This window comes from Desmonostoc muscorum LEGE 12446, from assembly GCF_015207005.2.
GTDB lineage: Bacteria > Cyanobacteriota > Cyanobacteriia > Cyanobacteriales > Nostocaceae > Nostoc > Nostoc muscorum.
The window spans coordinates 2834764-2860111 of the sequence record NZ_JADEXS020000001.1; the positions used below are offsets into that span (position 1 = coordinate 2834764).

Genomic DNA, 25348 nt, shown 5'->3' on the forward strand with positions numbered 1-25348 from the left:
GCGCAATATGATGGCTGTACTCGTACTTACTTGAAGACTGAGCGCGATCGCTATGGTTGGTATCTCAATCGCCCTCCGGTAGCAATGCCACTGCCGATGTTACGCGATGCTTTACGTAATTGGGGGCAACCGACTTGGCGCAAAGTTAACCAGAGTATACATCCCGAAGATGAGCGTAGAGCAATAGACTTCTTGCATAAGTCGGGAAAAGGGGAAGGGGGAAGGGGAAAAAGTTCTGTATTGTCCCCTTCCCCTTTAACCTTTACCCTTTTCCCACCTCTTGCAAAAAGCACTTTTGCAAGAGGTCTAATGCAAAACTCTCTATTAATTCAGCTCTTTGGGTGGGGCTATGCCTACCCAGCTTGTTGACTCAAGACATTTACATACCCAAACGTATTGTCAGATCCAGACTGATCCCTCCAATTAATCGGTGCTGAAAATTTTTTCTGTAATTGCAATTATCTCCCCTATTTCTCCCCTATTTATCTTTAAATTCAAATCACTTGAGCAGAGAACACCATTCAAAACAGGCGGACACTCTCTGTCGGATTAATAAGTTAACAAAAATAGAATTGCAGGAGCTTAAATTGTCTTATAATTTCTCTCGCCGCCAAATTCTCAAGACAGGTGGCTTTATTACTGGCGCTGCTTCAGTAGGGAGTACACCGCTACTAGGCAATTTTATTACTGGTTCTAATACTGATAGTTCGGCACAAGCTGAAGAACCCAACAAGCTTGCAGCCCCGCAGATGGTTATTAATAGTCGAATGTTATATTTCGGCTGGATTCCGGAAGATTCTACCGCTGTGAAGTCCTTAGTTCCAAATCGTTTCACACCAAACTACAGGGGCGCAGTCTTCATGAACCAATATGTAGTCGATACTGATGAACAGACTTCTGGCTTTGGTGCGTACTCGCTGACTTATCTTGGTGCCGATCTCCAAAACCTCGATGCCCCTGGCGGTGTAAACCCCGGTAGATGGTGGACTCATTACTTTAACTCCAGTTCTACCGTAATCAAATATGTTTTAGAGCGTGGCGTCCCTGCAACACCGGGACGTACAACTCTGAGCCTTAATGGCAATACCTTAATCGCTACAACCGAATCTAACGGTATTCCCATCATCCGCACTACTGCTAGGGTCAGTAACACCATTGCTAATGTGGCTAGCGGTCAATTGCGATACATTACTAAAAAAGCCAATGGTTCATTCTCCAGTGGTGTTTATCCTTATGTTGCAGAGATCGTTACCCCTTGGCAAATTGTTGATTTGGAGTTCCTTCAACCAAGCCATCCTGTCTATGCTTTACGACCAAGACGACCGCTTGAAATTACCTTTGGCTTCTATGCTCCCCGTTCTTCCTTCTGTTATCCCGGTGGCGAACAGGTACTTTAACTGTAACAGATGATGCTGTCGTCTGTGAGCGGGGATGTGGTTATAAACCGAATGTCACTAAGAAAAGATGAAACGTCGTCAGGGCAGGGTGTAGGGTGTAGGGGGTTGGGTGTAGTGGTATAATACAATTGAATTTTAGTGCGTCAAACAAAACAATATCCAATTTATTCCCTACACCCTACACCCTACACCCTACACCCAGAAGGCTTATAAATACTGGGTTTAGCGTTATCTTAGTGCCATTCGGTTTTAAATCCCTTACCCTTTCCCCAGCCCTGACAAGCGCATTTTTGGGTTGATAGACTACTACTGAAAACCTTACATGGCTCCCGTCTGTGATTTACTTCATCCATGTCGAAACCTAATTTTAGTTTTTCAATTTTTTGGAGGAGAGGATAATGTTGAAGTTGACCTGTTTGATGATTGTCGGGGCAGTATTGTCGATTAGTGCGCCCGCTGTGGCTGAAAGTCGTGCGGTTAATATTCGTGCGGTTAATATTCGTGCGGTTAATATCAGTATTGGCAGTATTGGTGGTTCCTTAGATAATGCCGCTTTGCGAACAATTCGCCAGGTTATCGGGTTTGCAGTTGGTACTAGCACCGTCGATAAATTCATTGTATATAGTCCCAGGGTCGGTTCTCCTATTCCCATCGAAGTAGGTTTATCTGCTTGTGCTGAAGCTGGCTTCGGCATCAGCAATACAAGATTTAATGCTTTTATCCAGGAGTTGCGTTCAATTAATCCCAAACCAGGGACTTTCTACAATCTAGAACTTACCGCAACCTGCAAACCGAGATAAGAATGTCGCTTGCCAAAAAGCGCGGTAGGATGGGCTTCATACCTCAGCCCATCCATCGAGTTACACGTAAGCTTGATGACACTTTCTTTGTCTAAACGCCATTTAATTTGTCACTGTACAGCACTATAACCCTTAAACAAAATTTCCAGTTCCCATGAGCAAAAAATCAATTTACTACAAATACCAACTCATTGCAAGACGCTCTCTACGAGATGCTACGAACACAGTAATTCGTAATTATTTGCTCACAGGAACATTTAACTAAATCGCCATCCCTCTAGACTTCACATTGGATAAACTTTTGTCAAGTTTCGTATTAGCTTCTTCAAAAAATTGAAATATTTTATTGTTAAGCTGATTAGTTTTTATCTGACCAGATTGAATATCAAGAACTACTTCCCCATTTTTCTGAGCAATGGTTAAATCTTTCTGCTCAGGATTGAAATAAATATCGTACACTTGACCCTGAACCTGAGTAGAACCATCTTCAGTTATGTCACCCAAGACTGTACCAATTTTCTGAGCAATTTTAGTCAACCGGCGAATAGAATGCAATTCTTCCCTATCCAAATTCATAGCTGTCAACGCTTTTGATGACAACTGTTGACCAGATTTAAATTGATTGGCTACCTCCACAATCCGTTTTTTGTATTCATCGGGCTTACCCAACTTGTCAGCAGTAGTATACCAATCCCTCAAGTTGTCAATAGTCACTGGTTGTTGTTCAAGGAGAGAAGGATTTAATGCTACTTGGATTTTTGCTTCCGGGAACGGAACAATTTTACCGCCGATATAATTTTCGACTTTGGTTTGTGTCTCATTTATTATGGGTGGTTTTTCTCCCTTTATCAACGAAATTGGGTAGAAGTTTTTTATCGAGAAGCTAAGGGATGGTTAGGACTCAAAGAATATCAAGTCAGAGAGAAAAGGAGTCTAGTGAGGCACTTTATCTTGGTATTCTGTGCCTATACTTTTATTCTTTGGCATCAGATGACAGGCGGCTTGAGACGCAGGTGGGCAAACAAACCTTTGAACACTTTTACTGAAGCTTTAGAGGCTTTTAGAACAGCTATGTCTTATCGATTTTTCGATTGGTTGACCCTTAACCGTGACGTGTTTGCTGCTTATAAAGCCAGTTTAGGCTTTATTTGGGCTTAGTTTTTGTTTAAGTCCCAATAAATCACCTGCCAACAAGCCTTTCACGTATCAATTATGAAAATTTAAGCAAAAAATAATTACCAACCGGTCAAAATTTCCGGTTTTTTTGGCTTTGTGATGATAAATAAAAATAATAACGTTGAAAGTCATGCTTCGTACCCCGAAGAATTGCTGAAATTCTTCGCTGCTTTCAGGATGACTACTTACAACATCTGCCGCCAATCAGTTTTTTGCTGGGGATGCTAATCCGCTACAAACAAAGGAGACAGAGCTGCATCAAAAGGCTCTACCACAAAACTTACTCTAGATGTGTCTAAGTAACTATGCTGAGCAAGTGTAAAGATGTCACGGAGTCATGGAGGCAATTTTAAAGCAATTATAAAGAGCTTGGTGCCATTTTGGCAGGTTTTAATCGGAAATATGCGATATTAGTAGATTGTACAAATCTTTATTCTTATTCGCACACTAGTTACTATCTACCCAAAATTGCTAAGACTAAGCTAATTCTGACACGGATGAATTTACGGTAGTTTACGAAGTAGGAAATAATACATGGTATTATCACTGTCTTCTCACAACGTTATCCAGTATCTGCAAGATGTAGGTCTGTATAACTCAGAAGGTGGCAGATTGGATGAATCTGACTTGCCAAGGAGTAGCAACAAAAATTTCAATTTACTTGTAACTTTAGCTGATAATCGCAAACTGCTCGTTAAACAAGAACGTAAGATTAACAGTGAAGGCCTGCCCCATGAGTTATTTAAAGAGTGGCTGTTTCATCAGTTGCTCCAGCAGTTTCCAGTTTTCGGCAATGTTTCGGCTATCGCACCATTGGTAGTGCATTTTGACGAAGAAAATTCCATTCTTGTCCGCAACTACTTGAGTGATTACCTGGATATTGGGACATTATACCACAATAATGAAATTTTTCCACCAGAAATTGCCTATGCGATCGGCACTACTTTGGCAGGACTACATCGTGCAACCTTCCAACGTCGGGAATATAGGGATTTTATGGCAACTGCTCCCCAAGGAGAGTTTCGCTATGGCTTTTACAATCCGGCTCAAGGGATAGGGTCAATTAGTCCAGAGATTTTTGGTACTGTTCCCACCGATGCCTTGAAATTTTATGTTCTTTATCAACAGTACGAGAGTTTGGAATCTGCGATCGCAGATTTGGCATATGAGTGGAACCCTTGCTGCTTGACTCATAACGACTTGAAATTGAACAACATTTTAGTTCATTCTCGCTGGCAGCAACTAGACAATTGCCTAGTGCGACTAATTGATTGGGAAGCCTGTGCTTGGGGAGATCCAGCTTTTGATTTAGGAACTTTACTAGCAAGCTATTTAGGAATTTGGCTCAAGAGCTTGGTAGTAGATCCTACCATCGAGTTAGAAGAATCTCTACATCTGGCGTTGATACCGTTAGAGATTTTACAGCCTTCAATTATTGCTCTCATCAGGTCTTATCTCAATGCTTTCCCGATGATTTTGGAATACCGTAGTGACTTTATTTCGCGGGTTATCCAATTTGCGGGACTGGCACTAATTCATCAAATTCAGGATATGATTACCTGCCGGAAATACTTTAGCAATGCTGATATCTGTATGCTGCAAGTAGCTAAAAGTTTACTCACTATGCCGGAGCAAGCTGTGCTGACTATTTTCGGGATCTCAGAATCAGAAATTGTCAACCCTGTGGCCAAAATCCATAAACTTCCTCAGCCTCAAAAGGAGCAGCAGTTACTTCGCATTTATTACGAAAAAACTCGGCTCCGTGGTTGTTAATGGTAGGGACTAGAACAAGAATCAGAATTCAGAATTCAGAATTCAGAATTCAGGAGTCAGAATAATTAAAGAATCAGGAAAATATCCGACCAATGAATATAGCAATCATACTGTATTTTTTCTGAATTTTGAATTCTCAATTTTGAATTCTGGGTATTGAATTTTTATGAAATTTTAAATTGTTCTGCATATTATTTACCATATGATAAATCTCAGAGTATTTTGCCCCATAGTATTTTTATAAACAAGAATAAAAATGTCAGTTTCTTCATCAATTCTGAATTCTGACTCCTGTTTTATGATTTTGAATTTTCTTTCTTTGAGTTCTAAATGGATTAATGCTATATTCTGCCAATCAACCGCTGACTTCTCTGTTGGACATTGCTAGGAATATCCAGATTGAGTCAAATTTTTGTATTTACCATCCCAACTATCAACCCTTTGCTCTGCCGACTAAAGTAGCGGATAGATTTCAACAAACCCCGGCAGATTTACAACAAAAGTATCTGGCTCTACTACTGCGAAATTTTCTCTATGGGATCTATTACAATGGCTCCCTACAAACTACTTTGGCAGTCAATGCTGATACTATTAATCACACATCAAAGCATCATTTAGAAGATAGTTCCATTTCCGAGATTGATTGGGACTTCTACAAACAACTGCACGAAAGTAATCATGGTGTAGGTTACTTAGACTCAAAATGGCAGGTCTTGCGGCAAGAACCTGATGGTACTATGGCGGTGACAAAAGGCGGTTTAACACTTTATATTGAGCCAGACTGTCACTTAGAATCCAGTAAGAAATCTACCAAAGTGGGTGATATGGTAGCAATCTGGATGCCTAAAAATCGCCTGCAAAACGGTTGTTACATGGCAGTCAGTAATGTGGGACAGGAACAGCAAAGTAATCCAGACAGTGATTTGGGAGCAGGGCGAATTTACTTTAATTTAACGCCATCTGGTGCGATCGCTCTGATGGATAGCCTAACACTGCAATTGAATGCAGCCTCGATTCCCTTTAGCTTTCAGGTTCTCCACAATCCCTGTGCATACGGACGCTATGATTCGGGGATACTCTACTTTGAACTCCAGGACTATCCAGCAATTCGCACCATTCTTCAGGCTATTTATCCAAAAAATCAATTTCATTTCCAGCCCGAAATTCCCTTGTTTACCAAATTTTTAGCACCAGGGTTAGGTTTAGCTGAAGAACCAAGCCAAAAATTTGCCGCACAAGAAAGTTTTGGTATGAACCGTTGTCAAATCGTTGCTAATGCTTTGTTGGAAGCTTGGCACAAAGGCAAGAATGCGATGGAAGAACGGATGAGGGTGATTGACCAACATTTTACACGCCATACCATTGACTTGCAGCGTCCCTACCTGAACCCTAATTCTCAAGATATCTATATTCCCCTGAAGTTAAGTAGCATTTAAGTAGCATGTAGGACTTACGCAATAACTCTCTGAAACTCTTATTTCTCTGTGTTGCGCCAGTTACTTCTCCTGTGGTCGCCGCTGCGCGAACAAGTCGGGGAACCCGGACGCCAGCGCACTGGCTTCTCTGTGTCCTCTGCGGTTTGATTTTCCGTTACCTGTGCGTCAGTCTTAGCATGATTAAAAATCTGGACAGTTAGCATTTATAACGTTGAGATGTGTGTTTGGATGAATGAAAAAGCGATCGGCTCTCAGTTAGAATAAATGTACAAAATACCAAAAATGTACAAACTGTCAAAATGTCAGATACAATCAGCGCTACAGAAGCTCGCGCCAATTTTCAAGAGCTAATCAATCGTGTTGAGTATAAAGGTGAGCGTATCGTCATTGAGCGACATGGCAAGGCTGTCGTCGCTATAGTTGGACTGGAAGACCTAAAACGCCTAGAAGCCCTAGAAGATGCCATTGACTCTGAACTATTACGCCGAGCCATTGCCGAGAATGATGGCTTTACAACTTTAGAGGCGATTATGCAAGAGCGTGAAAATGAGTGAGCGCTACACTCTCAGGATTGCTAAAACTACAGAAAAGAACTTGCGGGATTTGCAAGCCAAACAATTTAAGCAGATCGTCTCTAAAATCCTTTCTCTTCAAGGTACTCCTAGATCCCAAGATTGTAAAGCTCTTAAGGCTTATGAAGGCGGTTATCGTGTTGATTCTGGAGAGTACAGAATTCTCTACACCATTGACGATGAAAACCAACTAGTTGACGTGTTCCGTGTTGGCAAACGGAACGATGATGAGGTATACGAAAACTTGTGACAAATACCCAGTCCCCAGTCCCTTTTATAATTCCACAATCACCGGTACATGATCGCTGGGTTGGGTTAATTTTCTCGGTGCAGCATCGATGATGCAACTTTTTGCGCGTTCATACAGTACGGGTGTGAGATAGTGATGGTCAATCCGCCAACCTAAGTTGCGACGAAAGGCGGCGGCGCGATAATCCCACCAACTATAATTTCCGCCTTCGCTAGTAAATTTACGAAACGCATCGGCAAATCCCAAGGCCAGAATATCCCGTAAGGCTTGGCGTTCTGTTTCTGTTGCCATAATGTGATTTTCTGTACTGACTTGCTCGTGAATATCTTTGGCTTCCAGGGCGATGTTGAAGTCGCCGCATACGCAAATATCAGGTTGTGACAATAGCAGCAATCGCAAGTACTCACGCAGGGCTGTCAACCAGCGCAGTTTATATTCGTATTTTTCAGTTCCTACAGCTGCGCCGTTGGGAACGTATAAATTTACAATGCGAATACCATCAATTACACCTGTGATGACTCGCTTTTGATCATCCCATTCGTGGTGTAGATCGGGCAAAATCGCCCTAAATCCGCTGCTTACGTCTAGAAGTGGTTGGCGGCTAATTAGGGCTACGCCGTTATAGGATTTTTGCCCTGATAGATCGAGATGATAGCCCATTTGCTCAAAGGGCGATCGCGGAAACTCAACATCCATCACTTTGGTTTCTTGCAAGCAGAGAACATCAACGGGATTATGAGTTAACCAATCAGTAACCTGTTCTAGACGAATGCGAATTGAGTTGACGTTCCAAGTAGCGATTTTCATGAGTAGGCTATCAAAACTTTTGTAAATTCATAATACAAATTATGTAATTTTTATACAATTATTTAATATTTATAATTTATATCCTATTTGCTCATTGCCTTTAAACCAAGCTGGAATAATTTGATCCCATTTAATAATTTAGTATTTTCAGCTACCAAATATTCTATTTTGTAAGTTCTGCTACAAAATATTCTACTCGATTATGATCCCCAAGACAGATGCAACAACTAATTGATTGGCTATAGGTTATAAGTGTAACTCAGGGTTGAGTTTTAACGATAGTGCTGAGATTTGTCGGGAGAAAATTTCCAGTGCGGTTAACCGAATATTGTGCCTTTGGTAGCCTGTTAGGTTAATTTAAATTTCAAAAAAGTAAGTACAAATGCTTTGTTCTCATAGAATAATGAGGTAATTCATTATATTGAGGACAATTTCACAGACTGAACCAAAACAATTTATGAAAATCGCTCAAGTTGCCCCCTTATGGGAAAGGGTTCCACCTCCTAGTTATGGAGGAATAGAACTGGTAGTAAGTCGCTTGACTGATGAACTTGTTCGTCGTGGTCATGAAGTAACTTTGTTTGCTTCTGGTGATTCTCAAACTCTGGCTCAATTAGAAGCAGTTTATCCGCGTGCATTGCGCTCAGACTCAAATGTTAAAGAGTATGCAGTGTACGAAATGCTGGAACTGAGTCAAGTTTATCAAAGCGCTGCCCAGTTCGATATTATCCATTCTCATGTAGGGATTTCGGCATTAGCTTTGGCGAGTTTGATAACAACAACTTCTACAGTGCATACACTGCACAATAATTTTACAAAGGACAACCGTAACGGATTTAGCTACCACCAAAAGCAACCATATATCAGCATTAGTAATTCCCAGCGTGAAATCGATCTTAACTATATTGCCACGGTTTATAACGGAATTGAGCTAACAGATTATCCATTTGTAGCCCAACCGTCACAGCCTGCATATTTGGCATTTTTAGGTCGTTTTTCGCCAGAGAAAGGGCCACAACATGCGATCGCCATTGCTAAGGAAACTGGTTGGCGCTTAAAGATGGCTGGAAAAGTTGACTTAGGAGATTCTAAGTTTTTTGAACAAGAGATTGCCCCCCATATTGATGGTCAGCAAATTGAATATTTAGGCGAAATCAACCACGCCGAAAAAACTGAACTTCTGGGCAATGCTGCCATTACTCTTTTCCCCATCGCTTGGCAAGAACCTTTTGGTTTAGTAATGATCGAATCAATGGCAACTGGTACACCAGTAATTGCCACGAATTTAGGCTCTGTACCTGAAGTGATTGCTCACGGAAAAACAGGTTTTATCTGCAAAAACTATGCAGAAATGGCGGCAATGATTCCATTAGCAATGGAGCTCAATCGTCAAACCTGTCGAAAATATGTAGAAAACAATTTTAGCGTTAGCCAAATGGTTAACGGATATGAAGCTGTTTACAGACAAATTATTAAAGACCGCATAGAATCGAATGGCCGCATTCATGCGGGCAGTATCCGCTTTTAATCAACTGCTTTTTTTGCTTAGCTTAAACAACAACTTTTATTTCAAGGAGGACATTGGTATGAGTACGAGAGCCAACACCTGCCCATGCTGCGGTGGTTCCCTCCTGCGTCATGTTCGTCATGGTGAACTGTATTGGTTTTGCCTGTCGTGCCGACAAGAAGTACCACTGTTAACTGTAATCCGCTTGCCGAATGCGGAAAGCCGAAATACCGGAGTCCTTCCCCAAACAGCTGCGAATTCGTAGTTTTTCAGCATTTAAGATTGATAAAAGTTTACTAAAAATCAAGACCAAATTTAGTTTAAACCTATCAAATAGGTTCAACTGGTAAAATCAGGTGGATCTAATTGATAGGTTTAAAACTTTGTTAGCAGCATTACTTTACGGGCAAGAAGATTTACGCCTAGAGGAGGTTGCCGATCCCACTCCTGCGGCTGGCGAAGTTGTGATCCAAGTGGGAACAGCAACAACTTGTGGTACAGATTTGAAAGTCTGGCGGCGCGGTGGTCATGCCAAAATGTTGAAACCACCAACGCTGTTTGGGCATGAAGCTGCTGGGCGAATTGTTGCCTTGGGAGCAGGTGTTACAAATTGGCAGATAGGCGATCGGGTTGTCGCTAATAATTCCGCTCCATGCATGAAATGCTTTTTTTGTCAACGTGAAGAATATTCATTGTGTCCCAATTTAACCTGGAATAATGGGACTTTTGCCCAATATCTGAAAATTCCTGCACCCATAGTACAGCATAATTTATTGCAGATTCCCGATGACTTGCCGTGGGAATTGGCAGCCATGACAGAACCCCTTGCTTGTGTGTTGCATGGCGTAGGGCGTTCTCATATTCAGCCCAAAGATAAAGTAGTCGTTTTAGGAGATGGAGCGATCGGGCTGATGTTTGTAGCTGCTTTAGCGGATACTGCTGAAGTGTTGCTGTGGGGAGGTAATGACCACAGACTAGAAATTGGTAAGAAATTGGGTGCAGCCCAGACCTTTAATTATCATCAAATCTCGGATATTCCCAGGGTGGTGAAAGAACTCACCCAAGGATGGGGTGCAGATGTGGTGATTGAAGCCACTGGAGTGCCTAGTGTGTGGGAAACTGCGATCGCCTGCGCCCGTCCTGGTGCAACAGTCAATTTATTCGGCGGTTGTCCACGAGATACTAGCATTTCTGTGAATACACAACAACTACACTATAGCGAACTAACTATAAAAGGTGTGTTTCATAATACACCAGAGTATGTGCGATCGGCTTTATCACTAATAGCTAGTCGGAAAATTCCCTTTGAATTACTTATTAGTGAACAGCGGCCATTAAAAAATTTAGAACAGGTTTTTTATGAGATGAAAGCGCGTCAAGTAATTAAAGTAGCGATGATTCCTTAAATTGTCTGAGTTACAGTGTGAGCAAGGAGACAAAATGTTATTTATGGTAGTCGAGCGATTTCAGGACGGTAAGGCAAAAGAAGTATACCGCCGACTTCAAGAGAAAGGGCGTATGATGCCTGAAGGTTTAAAGTATGTAGATAGCTGGGTTGAAGTCAATTTTGATCGTTGCTTTCAACTGATGGAATGTGACGATCTATGTTTATTCCAGGAGTGGATATTCCAATGGCAGGATCTTGTTGAATTCGAGATAATTCCTATCCTTCCGTCGAAACATACAGCAGAGATAGTTAATAAGATGTTTTAGTACCAGGCAGATGCATAAGACATCTCCAAAAATGAATGTAGAGACGTAGCAATGCTAAGTCTCTACAAGGGTTTCGGGTAACGGATAATTAATTTCTGGAGATGTCTATCGTGATAGTATTTAAACGAAAAGCTGATGCCTTGAGGTGGCTTCAGCTTTGTTGGTTTAATAGCTGATTTGCCATCTTTGGCAACCTCAGTCTTTTTAATCTTCTTCTTCGACACAAGATCCGTAGTACTCCTTCATCCACTCCTTCTTTATAACTTCATTGGAAGGTGCATCAGGTGGTAGATTTCCTCTAGCCAAATTCCAGGGTGCTTCGACATGAGTCATCTGCTCAAGTTCATAAGCATCGCAGGCGAAGTACTCTTGTGCAACTTCATCTAGAAACTCTTCAACCTCTTGGGACAATTGGGGGTTAGCATCCTCTAAAATTGGTTGCCATCCAAAAGGCTTGTACTTCTGGTACAACGCAGGTATTACGGGGCCATGTATCCAAGCTTCAAAATCCTCTTGGAATAAAGGAGTGTCATAGAGTGCAAGATGCCAAGCCTGAGCATAGTACACAAGCTTTTACAGCTTGAGATTACTGATGAAAGACCCTGTTTCATTTGCTAACCAGAGAAAGTAATCTGCTACCTTAAAACATGACAACACTATAACCACCTCCTTCGGTCTGCTACACAATACATCAACGTTATTACGCCAAGAGCTATCAACAATTTCCTTAATTCTTATATAGGAATCATATTTGATTTCTGAAAAAATCTAAGTATTTGTAGGGTGTGTTAGGCGTAAGCCGTAACGCACCATTCTTAAGGCTTTGGTGCGTTACGCTGTCGCTAACGCACCCTACTGGCGTGACAAGACTAAAATAGTGCATTACAAAACTCTTGTGGGATGGGCGTCTCGCCCGTCCGGTGCGGACAAGATGTCCACACCACAAGAAAATTTATTGCAACATTTTAGCCTTGTCACGCTACTACGTATCTTTTCAAAAATCAAATAATGGTCCTATAGTTTAATTGTACTACTTTAATCTTTTATCTGGGAAGTTATAAACTATCAATAACGTTAAACAGATGCAAAACCAGTGAACTGCCGGACATAAGGCGATCTGAAACCTAAAACAATATCTGTTTTTGGCACACCTAATTCTACTAACTGATTACCTATTCCTTCTTCAGTAAAATCTCGCTGAATCCAAATTTTTCCATCTTTAATATCTACATGAATAACACAACCATAAACCCGTTCTTCATTTTCCCATCCTACATGAACTAAAAGATAGCGATTTCTCTGGCAATCAAAAATTAACTCTTTTTCTGTATCTTCCGATAGATGATTTGCAGTATGTTTTTCTAAAACAGTTTGTACTAATTCTGAATAATTCATTCCTTCCATAAGATAACCTCCTGCTTGCTTGGTTCAAATACAAGTAACTTTAATTTATGTTCGGCAATAACTTCTTGAATAAACTGGATCAGAAAAAATTCTCGGTACACTTCATAAGGAACTGCCAGATATAAAAGGCGATTGGGTTCTTTTCTTCTCAAGGCCGAGCGATAGTTAAGTGTTTGTCCTAAAGCTGTATGAAATTCGCTTACCTCAGATTTACCTATGAAAGATTTGACTTCGACTGCTATTTTTTGCCCCTCCTTTTCTGCTGCTAAAAGCCTTTCTGCTCCCAAATCAATATAAAATTCGATACCGTCAATTGTAATAGACAAAGGATCGTGAGTGATATTCCAACTATCTTTTTCTAAAGCTAAACGAACTGCATGATGAAAGATATCTTTCGCTGACATTGAAAGTCAAAATAATATTTTTACTCTCATTTTACCTAATTTTGGAATTAAGCTGTTGCACTTTGTGTCTACTCTGTGGGAACGCTTCGGTAAAATGGGCGAAACACAAAAAAGGGATAAGCTAAAACGCTTATCCCCAAAAAAATCAATTAATCAATTAAGATTAAGTTCCAGTAGTCCAAGAATTGATGTACTCAATTTGATCGGGTGTTAAGGTATCGATCGCAATTCCTAACGCTTGCAACTTGAGTCGAGCAATTTCTTGATCCACTTCGGTAGGAATTGAGTGCAAACCAGGTTCCAACTTACCTTTATTCTTCACGAGGTATTCAACAGCTAATGCCTGGTTAGCAAAGCTCATATCCATAACTGCACTGGGATGTCCTTCCGCAGCGGCGAGGTTAATTAAGCGTCCTTGACCGAGAACAATAACTGATTTGCCGCTTCCCAATTTATACTCTTCGGTAAAGGGACGGACTTCTTTGATTTCTTTAGCTTTATCAGCTAAGTATTTGAGGTCAAGTTCAATATCAAAGTGACCAGAGTTACAAACGATCGCACCGTCTTTCATCGCATCGAAATGTTCGCCGCGAATTACGTGCTTGTTACCAGTGACTGTGATAAACAAATCGCCAACTTGAGCAGCTTCTGCCATTGGCAGAACGCGGAAGCCATCCATTACGGCTTCAATTGCTTTGATGGGGTCAATTTCGGTAACAACTACGTTACCACCCAAACCACGGGCGCGGAGTGCTGTACCTTTACCACACCAGCCATAACCAACAACAACGATGGTTTTACCAGCTAGCAGAATATTTGTAGCGCGGATGATGCCATCAAGGGTCGATTGCCCAGTACCATAGCGGTTATCGAAGAAGTGCTTGGTATCAGCATCGTTGACGTTCACTGCGGGGAAGGTGAGAACGCCATCTTTGAACATGGCTCTCAGGCGCACAATTCCCGTTGTGGTTTCTTCTGTGGTGCCAATCAAATCGGGAATTTGGTGTTGGCGCTCTTGAATTAATGTTGCAACTACGTCACTACCATCATCAATGATGATGTTGGGGCGGTGATCCAGGGCGATTTGGACGTGGCGGCTATAGGTTGCGTTATCTTCGCCTTTTTGGGCAAAAACGGGAATTTCATGATCGACGACGAGGCTAGCAGCTACGTCATCTTGGGTTGATAGGGGATTGCTAGCAATTAGTACTGCATCTGCACCACCGGCTTTCAGAGCGATCGCCAAATGTGCTGTTTCTGTTGTGATGTGGGCGCAAGCCACAAGGCGTAACCCAGCAAAGGGTTTTTCTTTGGCGAAGCGATCGCGGATTTGCCGCAAAACTGGCATTTCGCGTCCAGCCCATTCAATGCGCTGTCTTCCCAAGGCAGCTAGGCCGAGGTCTTTAACCTCGTGCTTTAATCGGGGAGAAATTGCGGTCATGAAAAGTTACCTCAAAAATGTGAAAAAGCTACGTAAAAGCTACGCACTCTACTAGGTTATTCTACTACAGGTAATTTTTGCTTGAAAGAAAGCAAATTACTAGTCAATAGTCCTGAAAACTAGCTTGACGTTTCATTAGCCTAATGTCAACTTCATCGTCAGCTTTTTCTTTTTTGTTTTATCTTTGGTAAGAGTAAGACTGTTCTTAGCTTTCATCGCTCATTGTCAGTACAATGTCATCTGTCTAAAGAGAGGTTATCACAAAAAAAACATCAAAATTTCATGGTTTAATAGCCAATACTTAACTTTAGATAGGTACATTTACTCAGATTAATTGAGGAGGATGGTTATAGAAATAGTCAATAGTAAATTTTACTCAAGGAGGTGTTTGAGTGCGCTTTCAATTTTTGGCGATCGCAAAGGAAGTTCTGTTACCCAGTTCTGCTAAAGGTTTAAAGGATCGGGGACGGGTATTTTCACCCAAAACATACCTCGGCAATATCGCCAAGCCTGTGGCACACTTGGAGGCTCCCAATCAAGCGTCCAACTTGTCTAAAACGAGTGTGTTACCCAAAGGTCGCAAAGGTTTGGGTGTAATGATGGCGATCGCCGGTTCAATGGCTGTAACCGTTGTATCTGTGCCAAAAGCCACCGCCCAGATTCCTTTTTTCCCGGAATTGCAAGCTCCCAGCAGTGTGAGCAATGATTCCAATGACAGAGTTGTTTCCGGCTGGATTTATTTGGATGGTCGTCGCCTATTTCAGATAGCAGGATCAAAAACCAACTTTCCTGAGCGTTCAGAAGACATCCAAAAGAAGTTGGAGGCAATTAGCCAAAATTACTTTCAGTCACCAGCAAACACGCCAGTCAAGGTAGAAGTTCGCGAAGTCAACAAATTACCAGTAATTTATGTCAACAACCAATATCTGATGACCATCACTTCTGAGGATGCTGGGCTGCGACAAGTAGATATCTCAACATCAGCAAATCAAATTGCTGACTCATTAAAAGAAGACTTGCAACAGGCAAAACAAGAGAGACAAACTCAATTTTTAATCGACCAAGGTAAGATTGCTGGGGCTACGGCACTGGCAATGATTATCATCAGTTGGGGAGCATATAGCTGGCAGAGACGTTCCAGCAAAAATTCAGACTCCGTTACCTTTCAAGCCCAAAATGGACTCTTCACTTCTCCAACTCCAACAGCGGCTCAACCAATTACAACACAACTAAATCAACAGCAACACCGACATCTCCAAGAAGCCAAGAGGCGATTGTTCCAGCTAACTCAAGCCGGAATTTGGGGGGGTGGAAGTTTCTTTATTTTGGGTTTGTTTCCCTACACACGAGGATTTCAAGTAGCGATTCTCACCGCTGCCCAATTTCCTTTGCGATTAGCTTTTGTTGCACTGGTAACTTATGTAGCTGTGCGTCTCAGCTATGCTTTGATTGACCGTTTCGCCTCCACTCTCATCAGCAGTAGTGCTTTCCTCACCCCAGAAAGTTCGGCACGTCTGCAACTGCGAGTTTCCACATTTTCTGGTGTGACAAAAAGTATTGCTACCGCTATCTGTGTGGGAGTAGGCTTTTTGCTAGGGTTGGTATCCTTGGGTATAGATATCGTTCCCTTGCTAGCCGGTGCCAGTTTGGTTGGTGTTGCCGTATCCTTAGCTTCGCAAAACTTGATTAAAGATGCGATTAACGGTTTCTTGATTATCCTAGAAGACCAGTACGCTTTGGGTGATGTGATTAATGTGGGAGATGTGGGAGGCTTAGTAGAAAATCTCAATCTGCGGATGACCCAGGTGCGAGATTCCGAAGGGCGCTTAATCACAATTCCCAATAGTGAAATTAAAGTTGTTGCCAATCTTTCTAGTCGTTGGTCACGAGCCGATTTGACGATTCCTATCGCTTACCAAGCCGATACAGATGAAGCTTTGAAGTTGATTAAAACCGTTGCAGACAAGATGAGTCAAGAACTGCAATGGCAGCGTCAAATTTTAGAACCGCCGCAAGTTTTGGGAATAGATCAATTTGGCGATCGCGGTTTGATTATTCGTGTCTGGATTAAAACACAGCCCCTTAAACAATGGGATGTAGCACGGGAGTTTCGCCGCCGCCTGAAAGTTGCTCTTGATGAAGCCGGAATTTCGATTTCTGTGCCTCAACAAGCAATTTGGGTGAATGATACTGATTCGTTAAATTTACAGAGTAATGGCAAATCTAATTAGTTAGTTTCACCAAGAGTAGGGCATTGGGCATTGGGAAGAGGCTTCAGGCAGGGGGGAGAATGAAAAATTACCTCTTTCCCCCCTACTCCCCACTCCCTACTCCCCACTCCCCTAATTTAGTACAAATATACTATAATAGGGATAGCGTTCACAAAGCCTAGTCAAACGCACAACGGCTCTGTGAAAACCTTGTGGAAGATGGGTTAAAGGGTTAGTTCAATGATGAAGCATTATATTCTCAACCTCAATCCGACTGCCAAGCATGAATGGGATCGGTGCATTTTACGTGACCCGTTGACAGCCAAGCGTCCGGATATTGCCAAATTAATTGCTGAAGCGGTTGGTGCAGATACAGGCAGTTATTTGGTGAGTGTAAATATCGAAGTTCAAGTGTTAGAACAAGCTGCGGTACCTCAAGCCGAACAACTCTCGCTTTCGTTTCCAGAGGTGAATGTGCCGTCACAACTGCGAGAAGCGGCTTGAGGTAGATACAGGATTTCGCAAGAGACATTGTTGGGTTGCGTTAAACCAAACGCAACTTCAATTTTTTCTACAACCAAATCCAAGGTAAATCTGACCAAAACAGAGTCTTTGAGTCAGTTAAAATCAGTACGTTTTTACTATAATAGATATATAGGTTTACAGACCTGATTAAGTATAAACTTCTCTGTGACAGCCTTTTGGGAAATGGATTCCGGGGTTAGTTTTATGCTTAAGCATTAAATTCTTGACCTTAGAGGAAAGTTATTAGATGATGCAACTGAGTCATTATCCAGGTGCCATCGCTCAAGCTGCCCAACGGGCTAATGAAATAGATTCTCAGTTAATGGCAGTGCAGCACCAGATTAACCGATTTGAAGGCAATGCGGATCGCGTCGCCGCCTTTGAGATGGATTTGAAAAATGATGCTCAACGGAAGGCGCGGCGTTTTGAAGTGCTGCTTGTGAATCAGGAATATCAAAAGGCAATGGATACTTTAATCCGCTTGACTGGGGAAAAGGCAAATGCCATCGGCCATTTAGAATATCTGCGTAATCAGTTTAGTGTAGCAAAGTTGGAAGCTAGATTAGCGATCGCTCAACAACTCACTGATTTTGAATCGCGCGAATTAGTCGGTTTGTAATCACATAGCAATTTGCAGTAAGGTAGCACAGCTGTGCTACCTTACAATGATTTAATTATAAAACTGAGATTGCAGATTAAGCGCGTCACTATAATCTCTGGGACAACAGTTGAGCAATTTGCTGATTAATAGTTGCAACATCAAAACGTTCACTAGCAGTAATTCTGGCATTCTTGGCTATAGTTGCAGTTATTTCCCTTTCTTGAAGACAGGTGATAATCGTTTGTGCAAGTTCCTGAGGTTCTCCTGGTGTTACAAGAAAACCATTCAGTCCGTGTTCTACTAATTCCATTGCACCCCCAGCTTTTGCTGCAATTACAGGTTTTTCACATAGCATTGCTTCGACAATCACTCTACCAAAAGGTTCTGGACAAGTCGAACTATGTGCTACTAAGTCACAAGCTGACATTAATTGGGGAATATCTGAACGAAATCCTAAAAATTTGACGCGGTTTTCTAATCCCAGTTTAGTGACTTGTTGGTGTAACTCTTGGACGTAATTTTGTTCGCCAAATAATGCATCACCGACTAAAATTGCTGTTACCTGTGGCGGACATAAAGCAAGGGCATCAATTAAAATATGCTGCCCTTTCCAAGGTGCAAGTCTGCTAAAATGTCCAACTACAAATTTTCCTGCTAATTCTAAATTTTGTTGCAATTGATTGATGTCAGAATCATCAATTTGATAATTTTTAGGTTCAAAGCCATTATAGACAACTTCGATGATGTCTCGGCGTCCTCCTGCTTCTAAAAAAGCTGATTTACTAGCTTGAGAATTAGCAATTACTAATGATGCAAAACCATTAGCCAGGTTAACAGCTATGCGAAGATTAGTTTTGCTAAAATGTTCGGTGGAGAGAATATCATGTAAATGATAAACCAGAGGACGACGACTGAAAAGACTTGCTATCGCTCCTACAACTAATGCTTTTTGGGTGTTGGCGTAGATTAAATCGTATTCACGCGCTTTTTTAACTACTTTAGTAATTAGAGGTAGCAGTTGTCCTAAGCTATTTAAACCTTGTATTAAACTGCTTTGTTTGCGAACTGCGATCGCTTGATTTGTAAGAACTTCTACCGGAATATTATTTTGTTGTAGTAAATGTTTAAATGATCCGTCTGCAAATAAACCGACCAAAGCATCATGTCGATAGGGTTTAGCAATATCTATTAAACACAATTCTGCACCGCCTGGTTTACCACTTTGGTCTAGGAAAAAAATTTTCATAAAACTTCCTTATAATACTATATAATTCAGACGCGATTTATCGCGTCTCTACAAAGCAATTTTCGCGTCTTTACTTCTTTAATTTAATAGAACATTCCGTACTTGCTGGGCAACTTGATTCCAATCATAATGTGTAACTGCGTAGTGACGACAGGCTTCTTTTGAAGGGATGGGGATGTTTCCTAGTAGCGCCTGTTCTAATTTTTCGGCAATTGCTGATGCTTCGGGGGAAGTAGTAATTAAATCGGGTGAAAATTCCGTTAAAATTTCTGGCATTCCCCCAACTGGAGTACATAAAACTGGAGTCCCACAAGCTAAAGATTCAACTATTACCAATCCAAATCCTTCAAAAGATTGACTAGGCATGACAGTTAATTCAGCAGCTTGATAAGCTATCGGTAATTGCTCATCAGGTAGAAAACCTAAAAATTTAACGTTGTCGTCTAGTCCTAATTCTGTAGCCTGTTGTTGTAGTGCAGCTTGGATGTGACCACGACCGGCGATCGCTAGCCAAATATCTGGTATTCTGGGCTTAATTATAGCGATCGCTTGTAATAATTTGTCAACACCAGTTCGATGTACTAAGCGGCGTGATGTAAAGAGAATCCGACGATTATTAGGCCAGTCTAATTGTCTACAAGCTTCCTGGGCTGATAAATTTGGTTGAAACCAATTAATATCAACTCCACCAGGGATAACATTAATTTTATTCCACGGAACTTGATATTTTTGATGTAAAATACTGCCAAATGCTTTGCTGAGAACTATAAAGCGATCGCAGCGATTATAAGTGGTTTGTTCTATCAGCCAATGCTTAATTAAAAGACTAAGATTTTTATTAACTACTTCCTGCTTACTCTCAGAAGCCCAAGGGCCATGAAAGTTAAAAGTAACTGGTACTCCTTTTGGCAAAATATCTAAAATTGGAAAGCTGTATAATGCAAAGTGCAGATTAATCGCATCTGGTTTATTTGTTCTGGTTTTCTGGAAGTTTTGGCGAATTGACCATAATCTTTGACAAATATTAGTATCAGCAGACGCTAAGTTAGTCAGCTTAATCGGGGAATTTAGTTCTGCATCTGGTAAACCGACTCCGCATAATTCAATGTGGTCTTTATTTGCTGCTAATTTATGAGTTAGTTCATAAATATACCTTTCTAATCCTCCGGGATTTTCAGGAAACCAGCCTAATCCCAAGGTAAGAATAGATGCAGATGGTGAAGCTAAATTTTCTTTTTGATTTTTCATAGATGTTTATCCTATAAATGTATTAAAACAATATATACATTATCAATAAGATTTTTTGGAGAGAACACCATTTTATAAACTATTTATATCTTCATGTCAACAAGCAATTCCAATCTGTGTTTTAATTAACTGAATAATACTGAATATGATAAATATGATACCTGTTGTTGGAGTAAGGCGAATGGTAGGCAGTCAAAGAGAAAAACTACTATCAATACAGTTCGCTTAAGGTTTTTTGATCAAAATTCTACATGACAAAGACGCGATAAATTGCCGTCTCTACAACAATCAATTCTTTGTAGAGACGGCGATTTATCGTGTCTCTAGCTTAACGCAACAGTAACAGTATTGAAACTACTATCAATTAATGGATAGTTTCAAATTTTGTATTTAAATTTACTATTTATGCTTTGAATAAGAGTAAATTTTAATACATTGAATATTTTGAAGATAGAATCTGTATATTTATCAATTCAAATTAGTTATATTTTTGGGCGGATTGAGAAAATAATGATTGTATATACAGTTATCGTATTTAGATTGTGGACAAAATCTCACGCAGGAGCGCAGAGAGAATAAAAATATTAATTGTTGGTGAACAAATAAATAAAGTTATATGAATAATAAATTAATTATCAAGTTAAGAAACCTGTGTCAAGAGTTCAAGCAGGAAATTAAAAAATTATCTAATTTAAAATATTTGCAAAGAAATAAAACTTTCAAATTTTTATTTAGTCTAATTGTTGGAGTTTTGGTTACTACCATTGGCATTACAACAGATTGGGCGACAACTGGAACACCTACACTCAGCTATCAAACATCCTGGATAGGTAATAGTATTGGCAGTGGAAATCTGCGGATACAAAACAATATAGAGGCAATGTATGTTACCGCCGATGGTACGGTGTATACCAACAGCCATTGGGATGAAGCCGGAACAGAAGCAGGAATATATAAGGATGGTAAAATTGTAAATGCCCTTGGTGATACTCACGGTTGGGGTCGTGGTGGTGGCAAAGCTGTTACAGCAAATAGTAAATATATTTACATTGCCATGACTCAGGGATCGACGGGCAATACAAAAGAAGATTATCCAGCAGAAGGAACAGCTTGGCACTCCGTTAGGCGCTATGATTTGTCGGGAAAACCTGCACCGTTTCCTGGGGGACGTGGCTGGGATAAAAGTATGTTAATTGTCAGCACTAAAAGCGAAGTTGCTGGATTAGGAATTGTCGGAAGTGAATTGTATGTGAGTGATTTGGCTGCTAACCGGATTCGGGTTTATGATACTGAGACGATGAAGGAACTGCGCAGCTTTACTGTTGCTAATCCAGGAGCGATCGCAGTTGATAAACAAAAAAATCTGTGGATTATTCAAAACAAAAATGGTACTAATCCTGCAAAGATTTTACATTATTCCCAAAGTGGAAAGCAATTGCCCCAACAAATTGCAGATATTATTGAACCAACAGCGATCGCCATCGATCCTCAGGGTAAGCTGTTAGTAGCAGAAAATGGTTCGCGCCAGCAAATATTGATTTATGACATCAAAGATCAGCCGATACAAGTAGGCAGTTTTGGCTGTAAAAACGGTATCTATACAGGAGTTCCTGGTGAAGTCCGAGATTTGAAACTTTATGGACTTACCGGAGTTGGCACAGATGCATCAGGTAATATCTATATAAATAGTAATGGTTTCAACAAATCAGGAACAGATTTGCGGAAATTCTCGTCATCAGGTAAATTGATGTGGCGATCGCTAGGATTAATATTTGTCGATAATGCAGATGCCGATCCCAAAACTGATGGTGTAGACTTATTCACCAAACAAGAACAATATCAAATGGATTATAGTAAGCCTGCTGGTAAGCAATGGACTTACAAAGCCTACACCTTAAATCCTTTCAAATATCCACAAGATCCACGTTTGCACACATCGCCAGATGCAACCTTTGTGCGTCGCATCCAAGGCAAACCGTTTTTGTTCCTCACAGATATGTATAGCAGCTTTCTGCAAATATATCGCTTCAATCCCACCACAGACGGTAAAATTGCCATACCAGCCGGAATGTTTGTTGGTACGAATGGCACAGATAAACAATCTCTTAGCGGAAATTGGCCACCCTATCAACCAGAAAAAGGTGAATGGATCTGGCGAGACAGCAACGGTAATGGCAAATTTGAAAACAACGAATATGATACCAGCAAAGACTATCCCCATCTTGGCGGTTGGTGGGTAGACAGCAAAGGAGATGTTTGGAAAGCTTTGCGAACCCAAGATGGTAACGGTATCCGACATTATCCGTTACAGGGAATAGATGCTAAGGGTAACCCCATCTACAGTTATAGTTCGATGCAAAAGCAAACTACCCCTGAGATATTTAACGATTTGCGGCGCATTGAATATTTCCCCCAAACAGATACCATGTATTTGTCTGGTTTCACAGTAGATCATCCCGCATTCGGCGATGATACTGGTGTTGTGGGATCTGAAATTGCCCGCTTTGACAATTGGAGTAAAGGAAATCGCACTCCCAAGTGGCGGGCTGTGATTCCCTACGACACCACCGGCAAACGCGAAGTCTCCACAGCTGCAATGAGTGTGGCGGGAAATTATGTCTTCGCTGTCACAGTTAAAACCGCAGAGGTATATGTCTACAATGCAACCACAGGAGTCGAAGTAAAACAATTAAAACCAGGCCCTGAAGTTGGAAGCGAAAGTGGCTGGATTGATATACCCTACGGCATCCGCGCTTTTCGGTGTTCTAATGGCGAGTACTTAGTATTTGTAGAAGAAAATTGGAAAGGAAAAGTGATTATGTATCGCCTAGCAGGGTGAGCATTTATATCGATTTTCTACTGCACATGATATCATTTATAAAGGCTATGTTTTTAGTTCAATAAAAACAAGCCTTAATTTTTTGTTTCACTGCGTAATTCCTATTTAAGCCAGAACTTTACATCAGTTGGCATTCCCTACTTAAGCCAGGGAATAAGAAATTAGGAGCATGAAACAGTGTTTTGGAAATTTGTAATCAGTGTTTTATTATTGCCCAGTTTCCTGGGATTGGAGATAGCCGCAGCATCTGAAAAAAATGAGTTGCAGATGCTACCAACTTCAAAGGAATTAAACGCCCCAGTTGTCCAGACAAAAACTAATCAAGATATCCTGAATTCCTTGCCAAATTCAGTTACAGAATATTCCTCAGTTCCAAAAGATTCGGAAGTTGATACTGAAAAATTAAAACATCGAAAATATCGACGCTATCACCGGAGGCATCGTCGATATTATCGTCATCGTAGGCACTATCATCAAAGGTACAGAAACTATTACCGTCAAAGGCTTAACTATCCCAAAGATATTTATTACCGTAGACGGCATCACAATCGATACAGAAATTCCCATCAACGGGTTCATAACCCTCTGTATTGTCATTACCTGAGAAACTATGATTATCTACATAGCAATTACCATCAGCGTTGCTATTAACCTAATGCGCGTCATTAGTCATTTGTAACAAATAAAATCCAAATGACTAGTGATTGAGGTACAGATAATCGTAGGGGCACAATATATTGTGCCCCTACCTATGTACTTCATTTAGCTGAAATACGCTATAACTAATTATCTGAATTTAATATAGGAATCCGATTTTATTCCTGAAAAAATCTAAGTATGTGTAGGGTGTATTAGGCGTAAGCCGTAACGCACCAAAAGCTTCGGGGAAGGTGCGTTACGCAACGCTTTTACATCCTACGTGTATTTCAAAAATCAAATAAGAGTCCTATATGACATATTTTTATTAAACTACCTTTTGTTGCTTTTGAGTTAAATGCATTGCAATTCCTTTTTCATAATAGGCTGCTTCATTAATAAAAATAGGATAAACAGTAGATACCCCCTCATATAAAATATTTTTTCCTGCAAAAGTCAGAAATATTGGCTCACCTGGATTCAGAGGGTGATAATCCCGAAACTGAACATGGGGATGAATCATGGCTTGAATTTCCCCGCGTTCATCTCTGGGATAATCAATAGTGCTAATGTATTGATAGAGTGTCAAGCTGCTGTTTATCTGTGGAATATTACCTTGGTTACACCATTCAAAATAGTCCAAAATTGCGTAAATAAGCTGTTCTGTTTGTTGAAACAATTCAGCATTTAAGACATTTTGAGCTACAGCACCAACTTCGATTACAAAACCTAATTCGCACAAAGAACGTAGAAAACCACCTTCTTTTGATTGTGGATTAATACACACTCTCACTAAAGGATTTATCGAACTTAAATAAGCAGCTAAGCTAAGTAATAAAGGATGCATCTCACAAAAAATTAAACTTAGCCCCATGTTGGCAGTTGTGCTATGTAAATCAATGATTACATCTGCAAAAGACTGATTTTGTGGTTGCAGTATCTGTTTAATTTCTTTCGCCCGCTTATCTTCGTAACTTAAGAGATTTGGGTTTTGTAAGTCTTGATTGCTGAAGCAGCGATTTAAATCTTTGTCAATGTAACGTTTACCTTCTGTAATAGCTTTGGCATTACCAAGTAACACCAAAGTTTCTAAACTTTGTTTGTTAATTAAATTTGGATGTTGCTGAAACTTTTTGACTAAGTGTACTCCTGTTAATTCATTACCGTGGGTTCCTCCAACGATCGCCACTCGTTCAATCTGACTCATAAAAACCTCGCAATCAAAGTTTGTAGGCTAGACATTATAATGCCCACCCTACTGTGGTTTATTAATATATAGCGGTTCCCATTCAGATGCAGTACAACATCATATCGCAAAGTGTAGGGAACATGGCTGTGCCCCTACCCGTGTACTTCATTTACC

The 25348-nt window shown here is 40.7% G+C and carries 25 protein-coding genes and 1 pseudogene; 16 read left to right on the forward strand and 10 right to left on the reverse strand.

Annotation, left to right across the window (positions count from 1 at the left end; genetic code table 11):
* Window positions 1-587 precede the first annotated feature (587 nt).
* Window positions 588-1397, forward strand: a complete 810-nt coding sequence (locus IQ276_RS12135; RefSeq protein WP_190884800.1) for a hypothetical protein — start codon at window positions 588-590, stop codon at window positions 1395-1397.
* A gap of 398 nt (window positions 1398-1795) precedes the next feature.
* Window positions 1796-2197, forward strand: a complete 402-nt coding sequence (locus IQ276_RS12140; RefSeq protein ID WP_193913802.1) for a hypothetical protein — start codon at window positions 1796-1798, stop codon at window positions 2195-2197.
* A 261-nt stretch (window positions 2198-2458) separates the two neighbouring features.
* Here the strand turns inward: IQ276_RS12140 and IQ276_RS12145 are convergent, their stop codons facing one another.
* Entirely contained in the window at window positions 2459-2911 is a 453-nt protein-coding gene (locus IQ276_RS12145; protein WP_193913804.1) for a hypothetical protein, read from the reverse strand.
* A 132-nt stretch (window positions 2912-3043) separates the two neighbouring features.
* Between IQ276_RS12145 and IQ276_RS12150 the strand changes: the two are divergent.
* The 3 genes and pseudogenes from IQ276_RS12150 to IQ276_RS12160 all read left to right on the forward strand — a co-directional run.
* A pseudogene (locus IQ276_RS12150) lies at window positions 3044-3355 on the forward strand (IS701 family transposase); the annotation flags it as partial.
* Between the two features lie 552 nt (window positions 3356-3907).
* On the forward strand, window positions 3908-5146 hold the full coding sequence (locus IQ276_RS12155; protein ID WP_193913805.1) for a phosphotransferase family protein: 1239 nt from the start codon (window positions 3908-3910) through the stop codon (window positions 5144-5146).
* 338 nt (window positions 5147-5484) lie between these two features.
* Window positions 5485-6582, forward strand: coding sequence for a T3SS effector HopA1 family protein (locus IQ276_RS12160; RefSeq protein WP_193913806.1), 1098 nt, complete (start codon window positions 5485-5487; stop codon window positions 6580-6582).
* A gap of 38 nt (window positions 6583-6620) precedes the next feature.
* Here the strand turns inward: IQ276_RS12160 and IQ276_RS12165 are convergent, their stop codons facing one another.
* Window positions 6621-6785 (reverse strand): hypothetical protein, encoded by a 165-nt coding sequence (locus IQ276_RS12165; RefSeq protein WP_235115601.1) that lies wholly within the window; start codon window positions 6783-6785, stop codon window positions 6621-6623.
* Window positions 6786-6881: 96 nt separating this feature from the next.
* Here IQ276_RS12165 and IQ276_RS12170 point away from each other — a divergent pair, with 96 nt between their 5' ends.
* Both IQ276_RS12170 and IQ276_RS12175 read left to right on the forward strand, forming a co-directional pair.
* The gene (locus IQ276_RS12170) at window positions 6882-7136 is read left to right on the forward strand and encodes a type II toxin-antitoxin system Phd/YefM family antitoxin (protein ID WP_190883822.1); all 255 of its coding nucleotides are present in this window, start codon (window positions 6882-6884) and stop codon (window positions 7134-7136) included.
* Entirely contained in the window at window positions 7129-7404 is a 276-nt protein-coding gene (locus IQ276_RS12175) for a type II toxin-antitoxin system RelE family toxin (RefSeq protein WP_193913807.1), read from the forward strand. The genes IQ276_RS12170 and IQ276_RS12175 overlap by 8 nt, the downstream gene beginning before the upstream one ends.
* Window positions 7405-7428: 24 nt before the next feature.
* On the opposite strand, the gene xth is transcribed toward IQ276_RS12175, so the two are convergent.
* Window positions 7429-8211 (reverse strand): exodeoxyribonuclease III, encoded by a 783-nt coding sequence (gene xth / locus IQ276_RS12180; protein WP_193913808.1) that lies wholly within the window; start codon window positions 8209-8211, stop codon window positions 7429-7431.
* A gap of 457 nt (window positions 8212-8668) precedes the next feature.
* On the opposite strand from xth, the gene IQ276_RS12185 reads away from it, so the two are divergent.
* The 4 genes from IQ276_RS12185 to IQ276_RS12200 all read left to right on the forward strand — a co-directional run bounded on the left by IQ276_RS12185 (window position 8669) and on the right by IQ276_RS12200 (window position 11431).
* Window positions 8669-9739, forward strand: a complete 1071-nt coding sequence (locus IQ276_RS12185) for a glycosyltransferase family 4 protein (RefSeq protein ID WP_193913809.1) — start codon at window positions 8669-8671, stop codon at window positions 9737-9739.
* Window positions 9740-9797: 58 nt separating this feature from the next.
* A complete protein-coding gene (locus tag IQ276_RS12190; protein WP_190883818.1) occupies window positions 9798-9983 on the forward strand; it encodes a hypothetical protein in 186 nt (61 codons plus the stop codon).
* 118 nt (window positions 9984-10101) lie between these two features.
* The gene (locus IQ276_RS12195) at window positions 10102-11124 is read left to right on the forward strand and encodes a zinc-dependent alcohol dehydrogenase (RefSeq protein WP_193913816.1); all 1023 of its coding nucleotides are present in this window, start codon (window positions 10102-10104) and stop codon (window positions 11122-11124) included.
* Between the two features lie 43 nt (window positions 11125-11167).
* Window positions 11168-11431, forward strand: coding sequence for a DUF3303 domain-containing protein (locus IQ276_RS12200; protein ID WP_228042812.1), 264 nt, complete (start codon window positions 11168-11170; stop codon window positions 11429-11431).
* Between the two features lie 204 nt (window positions 11432-11635).
* On the opposite strand, the gene IQ276_RS12205 is transcribed toward IQ276_RS12200, so the two are convergent.
* From IQ276_RS12205 to ahcY, 4 genes are all read right to left on the reverse strand, one after another.
* A complete protein-coding gene (locus IQ276_RS12205) occupies window positions 11636-11998 on the reverse strand; it encodes a Panacea domain-containing protein (protein ID WP_235115602.1) in 363 nt (120 codons plus the stop codon).
* Window positions 11999-12505: 507 nt separating this feature from the next.
* Window positions 12506-12835 carry a XisI protein gene (locus IQ276_RS12210; RefSeq protein ID WP_190882560.1) on the reverse strand — a complete coding sequence of 110 codons (330 nt, stop codon included), beginning with the start codon at window positions 12833-12835 and terminating at the stop codon, window positions 12506-12508.
* The gene (locus tag IQ276_RS12215) at window positions 12823-13239 is read right to left on the reverse strand and encodes a XisH family protein (protein ID WP_193913810.1); all 417 of its coding nucleotides are present in this window, start codon (window positions 13237-13239) and stop codon (window positions 12823-12825) included. Before IQ276_RS12215 ends, IQ276_RS12210 begins: the two co-directional genes overlap by 13 nt.
* A gap of 163 nt (window positions 13240-13402) precedes the next feature.
* Window positions 13403-14680, reverse strand: coding sequence for an adenosylhomocysteinase (gene ahcY / locus IQ276_RS12220; RefSeq protein ID WP_193913812.1), 1278 nt, complete (start codon window positions 14678-14680; stop codon window positions 13403-13405).
* Between the two features lie 596 nt (window positions 14681-15276).
* On the opposite strand from ahcY, the gene IQ276_RS12225 reads away from it, so the two are divergent.
* The 3 genes from IQ276_RS12225 (at window position 15277) to IQ276_RS12235 (ending at window position 18034) form a co-directional block, all read left to right on the forward strand.
* Window positions 15277-16911, forward strand: a complete 1635-nt coding sequence (locus IQ276_RS12225) for a mechanosensitive ion channel family protein (protein ID WP_235116319.1) — start codon at window positions 15277-15279, stop codon at window positions 16909-16911.
* Between the two features lie 219 nt (window positions 16912-17130).
* On the forward strand, window positions 17131-17394 hold the full coding sequence (locus IQ276_RS12230; RefSeq protein ID WP_190586804.1) for a hypothetical protein: 264 nt from the start codon (window positions 17131-17133) through the stop codon (window positions 17392-17394).
* 268 nt (window positions 17395-17662) lie between these two features.
* A complete protein-coding gene (locus IQ276_RS12235) occupies window positions 17663-18034 on the forward strand; it encodes a hypothetical protein (protein WP_193917874.1) in 372 nt (123 codons plus the stop codon).
* 88 nt (window positions 18035-18122) lie between these two features.
* Here IQ276_RS12235 and IQ276_RS12240 read toward each other — a convergent pair whose 3' ends face one another.
* Both IQ276_RS12240 and IQ276_RS12245 read right to left on the reverse strand, forming a co-directional pair.
* Window positions 18123-19262, reverse strand: coding sequence for a glycosyltransferase (locus IQ276_RS12240; protein ID WP_235115603.1), 1140 nt, complete (start codon window positions 19260-19262; stop codon window positions 18123-18125).
* Window positions 19263-19340: 78 nt separating this feature from the next.
* The gene (locus tag IQ276_RS12245; protein ID WP_235115604.1) at window positions 19341-20510 is read right to left on the reverse strand and encodes a glycosyltransferase family 4 protein; all 1170 of its coding nucleotides are present in this window, start codon (window positions 20508-20510) and stop codon (window positions 19341-19343) included.
* Between the two features lie 616 nt (window positions 20511-21126).
* Here IQ276_RS12245 and IQ276_RS12250 point away from each other — a divergent pair.
* Window positions 21127-23349, forward strand: coding sequence for an NHL repeat-containing protein (locus IQ276_RS12250; RefSeq protein ID WP_193917878.1), 2223 nt, complete (start codon window positions 21127-21129; stop codon window positions 23347-23349).
* A 177-nt stretch (window positions 23350-23526) separates the two neighbouring features.
* Window positions 23527-24000, forward strand: coding sequence for a hypothetical protein (locus IQ276_RS12255; protein ID WP_193917880.1), 474 nt, complete (start codon window positions 23527-23529; stop codon window positions 23998-24000).
* A 313-nt stretch (window positions 24001-24313) separates the two neighbouring features.
* Here IQ276_RS12255 and IQ276_RS12260 read toward each other — a convergent pair whose 3' ends face one another.
* Window positions 24314-25192, reverse strand: coding sequence for an aspartoacylase (locus tag IQ276_RS12260; RefSeq protein WP_193917882.1), 879 nt, complete (start codon window positions 25190-25192; stop codon window positions 24314-24316).
* Between the last annotated feature and the right edge of the window lie 156 nt (window positions 25193-25348).